Source organism: Hyunsoonleella aquatilis, assembly GCF_014270105.1.
In the GTDB taxonomy this organism is placed as follows: Bacteria; Bacteroidota; Bacteroidia; order Flavobacteriales; family Flavobacteriaceae; genus Jejuia; species Jejuia aquatilis.
The window spans coordinates 102382-115548 of the sequence record NZ_JACNMF010000006.1 but is presented as its reverse complement, the minus strand read 5'-3'; the positions used below and the strand labels follow the sequence as shown (position 1 = coordinate 115548).

Below are 13167 nucleotides of genomic sequence, written 5' to 3'. Positions count from 1 at the left end.
GCTTAAATTATAGTGTTTTCGTGAAGTAAATAATTTAAGAGTTGTTAGGTTAGTATACTCAATTTTTTTTATAAATAGAAATATACGGGGTGTCGTAATATATTGAAAAAGTATTACCATTTATAATTATATCTTCTTCATATGGCGTTCCTCCTGCAGGATTTGGGGTGTATTTTAGTCTAACAGTTTTCTTGCCTAAGTTTTCCCATATACCTAATTTTTCAATATCTAATTCACAAGGTCCATCTCTCTCAGTAAAATATATTGATTCTGTATAATTTCCATCTGATTTAAATATGAAATTACTTCGTTTGATACAATCATCTATATTGCGTTCATTCCCATCTAATAGGCTTTTGGAGAGTGTCCATGACCCTATTATAAAAGAATCATCTGTTTGAACCGCAGAATCATCATCACTTCTACATGATGTTAATGCTATTATTGTTAAAGATAAAAGTAATCTCTTCATTTTGATAATATAATCATAGATTCATGAATATAAAGATAATTATTATTTAAGATGATCCTTGAATTAGTCATACTATTAAGTTGTTCAGCTATAGATGAAAGCAGGTAATTTCAATATTTTAGGCTTGATATGAATAGATTTTAATCGAAATTTTCTACAAACTCAATCCAAAACATAAACAATTTTACCATTTTTCATTGTTAACAACCTCCTTCTAAATAGTCAAAAAACAATTCCCTAATAACTAATTTAATTTTGAAAATTTGCCTGCGCTTATAAGTGTAACATGACAACCAATACTAAGTGCATTTTCGTAACCGGCGGGGTTACATCTTCACTAGGAAAAGGGATAATCGTCTTTCAACATTGCAATCCCTGCCTCTGTTCCAATATGAGTAAATCCGACGGCTTTCGTTTTTAGGACATATTCTTTTAGTGTGCCATCAATCGGAACGCCCTTAAATTTCATATGTTTGGTTGTTTCCATTTTATGTTGAGCAAAGCCTGTCAGCACAATTAATGAAAGAACAAGTGTGTTTTTAAATACATTTTGCTAATGAAAGGTAATAAAAAACCCCACTTTTTGTAAAGCGGGGTCTGTATATAAAGCGTAAATTAATACTATCCTACGATATGTAACTCCGTAAATTCCTTGGTTAAGGTCAAGGTGTTATCGCCGTTGATTTTCAAATCTTTTAATAGGATATCCACGTTGTCTACCTGTACCTTTTTGATCTTAAATGGTAACCCATGTAAGTTTAATTTGAAGGTCTTATAAGTGGTTACAAACTTACCAGTTTTGTGTTGCTGTATAATCAATTCTTTCTTCTTTCCAAGTAATTTAAAGCTTCTGTGGCTGTATCGGCCTTTGATGTAATCATAGCCATCGGTAGCATCCTCATACACTTCTGAAGTTTCCTTGCCTAATTTGTAATATACGTCCAATAACAGTTCGTCAATCACCTTTTCACCAACATATTGCTGAATTGGGTATTTAGGGATGATAGAACCTTCTTTTACGAAAATTGGCATACTGTCCAAATCGGCATCTACCCATTGCTCAGAACCACCTTCAACAATCTCGTCATTCCAGAAATTGTACCAATTACCTCTTGGGATATACATACGCCTTCCCTTTTGGTTTGGTGCATTGATAGGGCAGGCCAAAATCTTTTCACCAAAGATAAACTCATCATTTCTGTAATGTGTTTGCGGGTCGTCTTGATCGTAAAGCACCAAAGATTTTAAGATTGGAATACCTTCTTCCACATACCTCCAAAACGCGGTATATAAGTAAGGTAATAATTGATATCTAATCTCGATAAACTTTCGAACTACATCCGTAATGGTATCACCGAATGCCCAAGGTTCTTGGTCTCCATGGTCACCAGAGGAGTGCGTTCTACAGAATGGGTGGAAAATACCCAATTGGATCCAACGGGCATACAATTCGCCGTTAGGTTGCTCTGCAAATCCACCAATATCGGACCCCACAAACGAGAATCCTGACATACACATACGCTGTGCCTGAAGGTTTGCAATATTCAAGTGGTCCCAGGTGGCAATGTTATCACCGGTCCAACTTGAGGTATAACGTTGTGTACCAGAATAGGCGGCACGAGTAATTACAAACGGACGTTTTGGATATGAAAACTTCTTTAAGCCCTGATAAGTAGCGCGTGCCATTTGCATCCCATAAACGTTGTGCGCCTTTCTGTGGCTACAAGGGTTGCCGTCGTAATCATGTCGAACATCATTTGGGAAGGTTTTTCCGGGAACATCCATAACTGCTGGCTCGTTCATATCGTTCCAAACACCTTTTACCCCGATATCTTCAATCAATTCCTTGAACAAGTCAGACCACCACTCCCTAACTTCCGGTCTTGTAAAATCTGGGAAGTAACATTCCCCAGGCCACACTTTACCTTTCATGTAAGGACCATCAGCTCGCTTACAGAAGTAGTCGTTTTCAAGGCCTTCCTTAAATACCGAATAATCCATATCTATTTTGATACCAGGATCTATGATAACAATGGTCTTGAAGCCATCATCGGCCAATTCCTTAACCATGCGTTTTGGGTCGGGGAAATATTCTTTACTCCAGGTAAAACACCTAAAGCCCTCCATGTAATCGATGTCCAAATAGATTGCATCACATGGAATTTCCAATTCCCTAAACTTTGCGGTGATTTCCTTTACGTTGGATTCTGGATAGTAACTCCATTTACATTGATGGTACCCCAGCGCCCAAAGTGCGGGCATTTCATGAGGTTTGCCGGTTAAATCGGTGTAGTTCGCAACGACTTCGGACATATCTGGTCCGTAAATGAAATAATAGTTCATCTCACCACCATGCGCCCAAAAACTCGTAATATTTCTGCGCTCGTTACAGAAATCAAAAAACGAACGGAAGGTGTTATCAAAGAAAATACCGTAGGCTTTTTTGTGATGAAGCCCAGTATAAAAAGGAATCGCTTTATAAATCGGGTCGGTTTCCCTGCCATAGGCATAAGAATCCGTCACCCAGTTTTCAAAACGCTTACCTTTCAGGTTATTATCTACTGGTTTATCACCTAATCCGTAATAGCTTTCCCCCGGTTGAGCCGTTTTAGACATTTTTACAACATCCCCACCAAATTCGTAGCTTTCTTCCCAGTGGAAACCAAGCTCATCTTCACAGATTAAAGTTTTATCTTTTGCATCGTAGATGGAAGCTCTTAGGTCAGTTTTTGAGATATTGCAAATTAATTTTGCAGTGGTGATGACATAATAATCCTCATCTTCGGTAACTTCAAGGTGGTTGTAACCTCTACTGGCGTATTTGGTAATGGCGTAAGAAAAGTCATTTTCAAAAATCCCCGTGGTGGTAAATCTAAAGCGAAGGATACTGTCCCTGCGGACTGTCACCTGAAGCACAACACCGTTTTCAGCGGTGAATGAGAGCACGTTAAGATTCTTTTCGTACTTAACTATTTTAGAAGGAAATAAGTTCCCTTTATATTCTAATTCTGTATTTAATATCATGTAAAATGGTATTAATATTAATCCACGAAAGTACTAAATTTTAAATGCTTGTATTGTTTCTTTTTATCAAAAAAACAGTTAATTAGTTGGATAAAATACAATTTAAAGGGGGTATAATTAATGATTTTTAAAGAAAGGACGAAACAACGGGAATTCAATAACTTTGAGCGGAAGCCAAAAACGACAAAACGCCCAAATATTTGTCAAAAGGTTTGGCATTAAACGAGTTAAGACTACCGAAGGATACAATTCCAAATGAAAACTCAAAAATCCCCCTAATTATGTTCATTTGGGAAATTTTTGAGCTTATTTTTTACTTGTTTTACGACTTAAACTCAAACACGGTTATCGCCAGAGGTGGCAAGGTAATTTCAGCAGAATAGTCCTTTCCATTCCAGGCATCTTTTTTAATAGTGATTTGCCTTGAATTTGAAATACCGCTACCACCAAATTCTTTGGCATCACTGTTAAAAACTTCCTTCAGCTTTCCTTTGGAAGGCACCCCAATCTTGTAGTTTTTCCTAACTGCTGGGGTTAAATTACAAACCACAACCACGTTTTCCTCTTCTTTATAGCCTTTTCGGATATATGAAATCACACAGTTCTCATAGTCGTCATAACTGATCCATTCAAACCCTTCATGGCTAAATCCTTTTTCATAGAGCGCTGGTGTGGATTTGTATAGCTTGTTCAAGTTCTTAAAATAATTTTGAACATCTTGATGCGGTTTGAAATCCAACAGGTTCCAATCTAAACTTTCTTGGAAATCCCATTCGTTGTATTGACCGAATTCGCCTCCCATGAACAATAATTTGGTGCCGGGGTGCGTGAACATGTAGCCATAAAGCAATCTTAGGTTGGCAAAACGTTGCCACTCGTCGCCTGGCATTCTGCCTAAAATAGAGTTTTTGCCATACACCACCTCATCGTGCGATAATGGCAACATAAAATTCTCGGTGAATGCATAGGCCAAACTGAAAGTGATTTCATTATGATGGTACTTTCTGTACACTGGATCTTTTGCGAAATATTCCAAAGTGTCGTGCATCCATCCCATCATCCATTTCATGCCAAATCCAAGTCCTCCTAAAAATGTGGGTTTAGAAACCATTGGGAAAGCTGTGGATTCTTCCGCAATTGTCTGTACATCGGGGAAAGAGGCATATACTTCTTCATTCAATTGCTTTAGGAAGTCGATCACTGCAAGATTTTCGCGTCCGCCGTAAATATTGGGTTCCCATTCGCCATCTTCTCTGGAGTAATCCAAAAACAACATCGATGCAACGGCATCAACTCTTAAACCGTCGGCATGGTACTGATCCAGCCAGAAAATAGCATTACTAATAAGGAAAGAACGCACTTCATTACGCTCGTAATTAAAAATTAAACTCTTCCAATCTTGATGGTAGCCTTTGCGTTTATCCGGATGTTCGTATAAATGAGATCCATCGAAGAAACCTAGCCCATGCGCGTCTTCAGGGAAATGTGATGGCACCCAATCCAAAATAATTCCAATACCAGCCTGATGTAATTTGTCCACCAAATATTTGAATTCTTCCGGATAACCAAAACGCGAGGTTGGAGCAAAATATCCTGTTAATTGGTATCCCCATGAAGGGTCATAAGGATATTCCATAATTGGCATTAATTCTACATGGGTAAAATTCATGTCCTGAACATATTTTACCAAATCATCTGCAAGCTCGAAATAGGACATAAAACGATCTTCTTCAATGTTTCTTTTCCAAGAACCCAAATGCACCTCGTAAACAGAATAGGGCGCATCAATTGCATTATTCTTTTTACGGGTTTTCATCCAGTTTTTGTCCTTCCACTTATAATCATCATCCCATACTATCGATGCAGTTCTGGGAGGGTGCTCATATCGTCTAGCGTAAGGGTCTGCTTTTTCCGTTTTAATGTCATTGTTATGACTTTGGATTTTATATTTATAAGTAGCTCCTTTTCCAATAAGAGGAATAAAACCTTCCCAGATACCACTGGAGTCCCAGCGAACGTTCAATTGGTGCTCGCCTTCCATCCAATAATTAAAATCGCCAATTACAGATACTTGTTTTGCGCTTGGTGCCCAAACCGCAAAATAAACGCCATCAATACCGTCAACGGTAACGAGGTGGGAACCAAATTTTTCATAGAGCCTAAAATGCTTCCCGGCCTTAAACAGGTTAATATCAAATTCTGTAAATAAACTGTACGGTTTAACGTGTGCCATGGTTTGTTAGTTATTTATAATATTAGAAATTCCCTTAAGGGGAATAATTGCCCACTGCGGGCGCGAATTAAGTTCATAACCCAATTCGTAAACGGCCTTTTCCAGCAAGGCATATTTCAATAAAAAAATACGTTCCTGACTGTAGCCTATATTTAAGTTAGCATCTCTTATATCTGTAATGTAGGTGCCCAAAAATAATCCAATTATATAGTCGTACAAGGTTTCGCCAGCGGAAAAAATTGCTTCGTTGTTCTTTTGGTTATTTAAGTGGTTGAAAATAGTGGTATAAATAGCATAATGAAAACTTCGGAATAGGCCTGCTACGTCCTTTAACGGGGGTTGTTTTACCTTTCTGTCCCTGATTGTGCTTTCGGGTTCACCTTCAAAATCTAAAATGTAAAAATCATTGTCTTTAACTAAAATTTGACCAAGGTGGTAATCTCCATGAATACGAATGCGCTGACCTTTCAATTGTGTCCAATCAAAATTCACAAAACGTTTTCTAATAAGGTTCTTCTTGTCAAGAAACTCTCGTGCCATGTCTCTAGCTAAACCTTCAAGTTTATCCAGGTTATTTTCAACAGTATTCAATCGGTTTTGAAATTGATACAACAGGCGATTTTTCAGCCAAACTTCATAATCTCCGTTATAATGCGTTGGCGTAAAAGCAGTTTCTTCAAACTCTGAGCCGAGTGCGATGTGCATTTCGGCAGTACGCTTGGCCAAGGTTTGCACCTTTTTTAAAACATCCAAGCCTACCCAATCTATCAATACTGCAGGGAGATCTTCTATCCCTAGCTTCAAAAACGGCTTTGTTTTAGGAATGGCCGAGGCATTAATACCTTTATCATCGAACGCCTTAAAAATTCTTTTGAATTCTTTTAACATGTAATCCCATGCATCCCCTTCATTAGGAATCATTTCCTGCATGAGTCCAATGGTAATTAGTTCTTTCTCGGAATCTAAAATATTGATGCTTCCCAAATAAGGTGGCGTGTTTTTAAACTCCCTTTTTTCCGAAAGGTATCGGCTCATTTCGTAATCAGGATTCTTATCAGCATAAATCCTTCTGAAGAACTTTAACACACAGGTATCATTATAGATAATTGAGGTGTTGCTTTGCTCTAGGCCCATAAACCGTGAGGTTTTATAGGCTGTATCCTGAAAACGTGCACTTTTATGGTACTGTACTTTGGTACGGTCGATTGGTTCGGCAGTCATAATGCGTTCAAAAACCAATTTTCTAAAGGCTTCAAGATTAATGGCATCAATGATATGCCCATCCTTACCGCCGATAGAAATAGGCAGTATCCTGTCTTTTTCAGCAAAGGAATCGTCCGTTACAAAAGCAATTGGCAGGAAGTAGTGCTGGTAAAAGGCTTCAACAAAATTCACCTCTAGAATTAACCCATAATAGACTTCTTCGTTCTGCTGAATCCTAAAATATTCAGAAAGTTCGATGTATTTAAGCATACTGGCCTTGCCCCCGTACCAGCGTTGTTGTTGGATATACCCTTCTAAAACATCTGATAAAAACACCGATATGAAATTTGTGTCGTCCAGAAGTTGTTCCCAGACCACATCAAAAACCAAAGGAGGTTTTAGTTTTGCTTTCGAAGAGGTTTCAAGCATATACTACTTGTTTATTTGAAATATATGGAATGGCAATGTAGGGTGAAGCTCTACAAAATTCCATTCGTTGTGCCAGTTGTATCGGCTATCGGTTATTAAATCGTGCATTTCGATATTATGACCAGCCTGCACACCAAGTTCTTGAAGAGGCAATTGCACTGTGCCCTGCTGAGAATTGTGGGCATCTAGGCTAATAATCACAAAAATGTGGTTGGTTTTGGCATCGTTCCACTTGTAGTAGGCCATTAAATTATCGTTATCTACATAGCAGAATTTAATATTATTGGTCTGTTGCAACGCTTCATTTAAGTGCCTGATGTAGTTGATTTTGGCAATTACCGTGGTCAATTTATTTTGAATGTTCCAATCGTAATGGGCTATTTGGAATTTTTCGGAATTTAAATATTCCTCTTTTCCCAAAAGGGAATCAGATAGCATATACTCAAAAACAGGTCCATAAATACCAATAGAAGAACTTAAGGTCCCGGCCAACGCATAGCGCTGCATATGTTTGGATTCACCTGTACTTTGCAAATGGAACGGGTTGATATCTGGAGTATTTGGCCAAAAATTGGGTTGCATATACTCACGCAATTCCGTTTTGGTCAATTCCTCAATATATTCGGTCAATTCGTGTTTAGTGTTTCTCCAAGTGAAATAAGTATAAGATTGCGTATAGCCTTGTTTTGCCAATTGCTGCATCACTTTTGGAGCCGTAAATGCTTCGGCCAAAAAGATAACGTTGGGATGTTTCAATTTCACTTGGGTAATGATCCAATTCCAAAAGTGAAACGGCTTGGTATGCGGGTTATCCACCCTGAAAATTTCAATACCGCAATCAATCCAATGTAGCAAAATGTCCAAACACTCGTGCCATAGGTTTTGATAATCTTCTGTTTCCCAATAAATCGGTAATATATCCTGATATTTTTTAGGCGGGTTTTCCGCATACTGAACGGTCCCATCAGGTCGCCATTTAAACCATGAAGGATGTTCTTTCACCCATGGATGATCGGGTGCTGCTTGCAGGGCATAGTCCATGGCTATTTCCAGATTGTTGTCCTTTGCTCTTTGGACCAGGGATTTGAAATCCTCTAAAGATCCCAGTTTTGGATGGATATCCTTGTGTCCACCATATTTAGAACCCACACCCCAAGTGGAGCCGACATCATCTGGTTTTGCATCGGTTGTATTGTTTTTACCTTTTCGGTTAACTTCTCCGATGGGGTGAATTGGCGGCAGATATACCACATCAAACCCCATGTTCTTAATACGGGGCAATAGGCGTTCGCAGTCTTTAAAAGTACCGTGAACCCCTTCCTTTTCGGAGGCCGAACGCGGAAAGAATTCGTACCATGTACTAAAACGTGCTTTTTTCCTGTCTACATATGCATCATACCCCTTTGAGGTGGCTTCTAAAAGTTTTACAGGGTTATCATAAAATAATTTATATAATCTTTCGGAAGTTGCTTCATTCAACGCTTCACCGTATTTGTCTTCATTGGTGAAAATGGCCCGTAATTCCTTTAGATATGCTTTATCTTCAGCAGAAGCTACTTTGTCGATGATGTCTTTTACATAATCGGCACCTTCCAATAATTCGGAACGTACATATTGTCCGTCATCAATTTTTCTGATGATCCCATGCCTCCAATTTAAAGCGTAGTCTACCCAAGCTTCAACTTTATAGCTGTAAAACCCCTGTTTTTTGACAGTAAAAGCCCCCTGCCATTCATTGTTGAAATCGAGGGTCATTCTAGTTTCGCGCCACTTTTTCTCGTTTTCGTGCTTATAATAAATGGTCGCCCCTAAAACATCGTGGCCGTCAGCTAGGATATGTGCTCTAACATTTACAATTTCGTTTACAACTCTTTTGATGTAAAACTCACCACAGTTTACACTTGGTGATATATGGTCAATTACAACACGTCTTTGGTCTTGCATAGTTTTGGTCAATAGTGATATAAAAGTTATTTGAAAATTTTTATTCTATGATTGTATTTTTTGGAATTGTTGCATCTTTTTTAACAACTACAACACCGTCCTTAATACAGTAGGTATCTGTTTCAATGTCCTCAAGATGCTTGCCACCGATAATCCTAACGTCATCCCCAATGCGGCAGTTTTTATCTAAGATAGCATTTTTAATAACGCAGCGTTCACCGATACCCATTAGAATTTCTATGTTATTAGCCTCCATTTCTTCAAGGGTTTCGTAAAAGTCGTTACCCATCATATAAGTATTAGTGACTGTGGTTTCTTTTCCTATCCTTGACCGAATGCCAATAACCGATTTTTCAATTTTCGAAGCGGCTATAATACAACCTTCAGAGATAACAGCGGCATCCAAAACGGTTCCGGCAATCTTTGTGGTGGGCAGCATTCTGGCATGCGTGTAAATCCTTCTGTTATTGTCGTAAAGATCAAATTTAGGGATTGCATCGGTTAGCCCTAAATTAGCTTCAAAAAAAGATTCTACGGTTCCTATGTCAGTCCAGTAGCCTTCATATTGATAGCTTAAGGTTTTGTGCGAATCAATAGACTGCGGAATGATTTCTTTGCCAAAGTCCATCGTGTCCTTGTTTTCCATTAACTTAACCAATAAATCTTTATTGAAGATATAAATACCCATTGAAGCCAAATAATGGCGCTCTTGAGCCTTCATGTCGGCACTTACTTCTGATGTCCATTCTGGCAATAAACTGGCGTCAGGCTTTTCAATAAAGGAGGTAATAGTATTTTCGTTGTCTGCCTTTAGGATCCCAAAACCGGTGGCGTCCTTAGCATTAACGGGAATTGTTGCAATGGAAATTTCTGCGCCAGCCTCCTCATGGGCTTCAATCATTTTATCATAATCCATTTGATACAATTGGTCACCAGACAAAATTAGGGCGTATTCAAAATCATTACCTAAAAAATGTGGCATACATTGTCTTACCGCATCGGCAGTTCCTTGAAACCATGTTTTGTTTTCCGGTGTTTGCTCAGCGGCCAAAACATCTACAAATGCACTGCTAAAAAAACTAAACTGATACGTGTTTTTAACATGCTTATTTAAACCTGCGGAGTTAAATTGAGTTAAAACAAAAATGCGTTTAATATCAGCATTTATGCAATTTGAGATAGGGATGTCCACCAACCTGTATTTTCCTGCAATCGGAACTGCCGGTTTAGAACGTTTTTCGGTTAACGGATACAATCTGGAGCCCTGACCGCCACCTAATATAATGGCTAAAACTTTATTGTTAATCATATTTTAGTTGTTTTTATTTAGTTGAATGTTTAGTTTAAATCAATGATTTATATAGTTCTGCTGTTTGTTTGGCAATCGCTATCCAATCAAAGTAATCTTCCACGCGTTTCCTGCCTTTTTTGGCCATCGATGCTTTTAAGGCCTCGTCATTGATGACTTTATTAACCCCATCAGCCAAGTCCCGTGCAAATTTGTCCGGATCGATAGGTTCAAAAGGCGCAACTTTTTGCTGTTCTAACGGAATCAACAGACCTGTTTCACCATGAACGACTACTTCTTTTATGCCACCTACAGCACTGGCTACAACAGCCGTATTACAGGCCATGGCTTCAATGTTGATAATGCCAAAAGGCTCATAAATGGATGGGCAACAAAATACATCGGCATGGGAATACAATTGGATAATTTCATCTTTGGTGACCATTTTATCGATCCAAATAACGTTATCCCTCGTTTTTTTCACCACATTTACCGCATCTTCCATTTCTTGCCCAATTTCCTTAGTGTCTGGAGCGCCGGCACAAAGTACGATTTGCGTGTCTGGGTCAATATATTTTATCGCATTTACTAAATGAATAATCCCTTTTTGACGTGTAATTCTCCCCACGAAAAGCACATAAGGCTTGTTTTTATCAACACCGTAGGCATCTAAAGTCGAGGTCTCAGAAGTTTGAACGTACTGTTGCAAGTTGATCCCGTTGTAAATGACTTTGACTTTACTTTCATCCACATCAAAATGCTTAATCACATCTTCTTTGGTTTCTTCTGAAACTGCAATTAGGGCATCCGCCATTTCAATCGCTGTTTTTTCTACCCAGGCAGAGGCATCGTAACCTCGGCCCAATTGCTCCCGTTTCCATGGGCGCAATGGTTCTAATGAATGTGTTGTGATAACCAATGGGGTCCCATAGCAAAGTTTGGAAATGATGCCGGCAAAATGCGAGTACCATGTGTGGCAATGCACAACATCGGCATCTACGGCATCGGCATTCATATGCAGCGCCGTGCTTAAGGTTTTAAATACCGATTTTAGTTTGTCGTCACTATCCGCAAAAACCCCGTCTTCAAAGGGAAAGCCTTTTACACTCAAACTACCATTTTTTGTGTCCTGATCGCCGAAGCATCTTACGTCCAGATCCATTAATTTGGAAAGCTCATCGGCCAGATATTCAACATGTACCCCTGCTCCCCCATAAACATATGGCGGAAATTCCCTAGTGTAAAAAAGTGCTTTCATAAAGTTTAGTGTCAGTTTTTAGTCTAATTCTCATCAAAAGAAAGGAATTTAAGCAACGCGACATCCTTTTCTCGATGCTACTTTTAATAATTATGAATATGATTTTAGAACGTTGTAATTGTTTGACATATAATAGAATACAGTCTAAACAAATGTTAAATTGTTAATAACAATTTTTAATTTTAAGACTATTGCCTACCTACAAAAAATAGTTGAAACTTATAGTGTTTTTGGGGTTTTGACAAAAATGAGACTTTCATGTAAAAGTCTCAGTTCTAAATTTACAAAATTAATTATTAACAATTTTGGAGCTACGAAATTTTTATGGAAAAAAAGGTGTTTTGAAAAGAAAAGGAAATTTTCAATAAAAAAAAATGCCAATCCGATGGAGTTGTTAAAGAATTTTGACGATTTCTTGGAAATGCATAAATAAAATGGAAAAGCGGGCTTGTTTGTCATAAAAGTAGATATCGAAACAAAAAGCCCTCGCAAATCAAGAAGCTCGGGCTTTTATTTCCTTTTCTATATATCCACTTGTTACCTTATAAATTTATAAGCAGGGCAAATAATAAGAGATTGTTTTGCATAATAGTACCCCAAGTTCTATTGATTTCTGATTTGGCACCACCGCCATCAGGCTCTTGAGTCTGTCTTGTATGTGAAACAAGATGCGTTTGAATTTTCAAAGTTAAAGTAGAGCTCAAAATAATAGCAAAACCAACCACTAATGCTGCGGTGAGCAATGTAATATCATACTTGAACCCGTTGTCAAAGTCTTCCGTGCCAAAGGCATATGCGAACATGAGGCCGTAAAAGAGATAAACCTGACTAAACATGGTAAGTGGCGAAAACATCAGTACTCTCAACGAAGGCTCCAAAAGTGTCCGTGTAAGGTTGTCTGTACTTGTGCCTAATAAGGCTAGACCTACGGCTCCGTAAAGGAATGATTTACCCATTGTGGCGAGTCGAATAAAATACGCGGCATGAAGGCAATAGAGGAATTGGTTTACGCCAAATTGGTTATCTCCAAATCCAATTCCTGCTCCGATGGCAATCATAGTCGCAGCAAGTACATAGGCTCCGTCGGGGTCATGGGGCTCCAAGGCATAGGATTCCCTGAAATCATCTGAAATGCCCATTAATGCCTCAGGAGCATCTTCGGCAATCTCTAAGGCAGTTGGAACAATTTCAAATGTATGCTCTGTGGCATCGGCAATCAATTTAAACATGTTGTTCTCCTGGGAAAACATGCTGTTGGAAAGAAGAAAGAGCAGTAAAATGCAAACGAAGTTAAGGTGTCTTGTTTTCATAATATA

10 protein-coding genes are annotated in these 13167 nt (G+C 38.5%); all 10 read right to left on the bottom strand.

The window, feature by feature from the left end; all coding sequences use genetic code 11:
* Positions 1 to 58 precede the first annotated feature (58 nt).
* Complete coding sequence (locus H7U19_RS15815) at positions 59 to 472, bottom strand: lipocalin-like domain-containing protein (RefSeq protein ID WP_186563846.1); 414 nt, start codon at positions 470 to 472, stop codon at positions 59 to 61.
* Between the two features lie 337 nt (positions 473 to 809).
* A complete protein-coding gene (locus H7U19_RS15810) occupies positions 810 to 959 on the bottom strand; it encodes a hypothetical protein (protein WP_186563845.1) in 150 nt (49 codons plus the stop codon).
* Between the two features lie 134 nt (positions 960 to 1093).
* Positions 1094 to 3496, bottom strand: coding sequence for a glycoside hydrolase family 31 protein (locus H7U19_RS15805; protein ID WP_186563844.1), 2403 nt, complete (start codon positions 3494 to 3496; stop codon positions 1094 to 1096).
* 154 nt (positions 3497 to 3650) lie between these two features.
* Entirely contained in the window at positions 3651 to 3785 is a 135-nt protein-coding gene (locus H7U19_RS17010) for a hypothetical protein (protein ID WP_281386212.1), read from the bottom strand.
* Between the two features lie 33 nt (positions 3786 to 3818).
* Positions 3819 to 5729, bottom strand: a complete 1911-nt coding sequence (gene glgB, locus H7U19_RS15800; protein WP_186563843.1) for a 1,4-alpha-glucan branching protein GlgB — start codon at positions 5727 to 5729, stop codon at positions 3819 to 3821.
* Positions 5730 to 5735: 6 nt separating this feature from the next.
* Complete coding sequence (locus H7U19_RS15795; protein ID WP_186563842.1) at positions 5736 to 7361, bottom strand: trehalose synthase; 1626 nt, start codon at positions 7359 to 7361, stop codon at positions 5736 to 5738.
* 3 nt (positions 7362 to 7364) lie between these two features.
* Complete coding sequence (locus tag H7U19_RS15790; protein ID WP_186563841.1) at positions 7365 to 9305, bottom strand: alpha-1,4-glucan--maltose-1-phosphate maltosyltransferase; 1941 nt, start codon at positions 9303 to 9305, stop codon at positions 7365 to 7367.
* 40 nt (positions 9306 to 9345) lie between these two features.
* Positions 9346 to 10614, bottom strand: a complete 1269-nt coding sequence (locus tag H7U19_RS15785; RefSeq protein ID WP_186563840.1) for a glucose-1-phosphate adenylyltransferase — start codon at positions 10612 to 10614, stop codon at positions 9346 to 9348.
* A gap of 34 nt (positions 10615 to 10648) precedes the next feature.
* Positions 10649 to 11851, bottom strand: coding sequence for a glycogen synthase (gene glgA, locus H7U19_RS15780; protein ID WP_186563839.1), 1203 nt, complete (start codon positions 11849 to 11851; stop codon positions 10649 to 10651).
* Positions 11852 to 12393: 542 nt separating this feature from the next.
* Positions 12394 to 13161 carry a hypothetical protein gene (locus H7U19_RS15775; RefSeq protein ID WP_186563838.1) on the bottom strand — a complete coding sequence of 256 codons (768 nt, stop codon included), beginning with the start codon at positions 13159 to 13161 and terminating at the stop codon, positions 12394 to 12396.
* Positions 13162 to 13167: the final 6 nt, after the last annotated feature.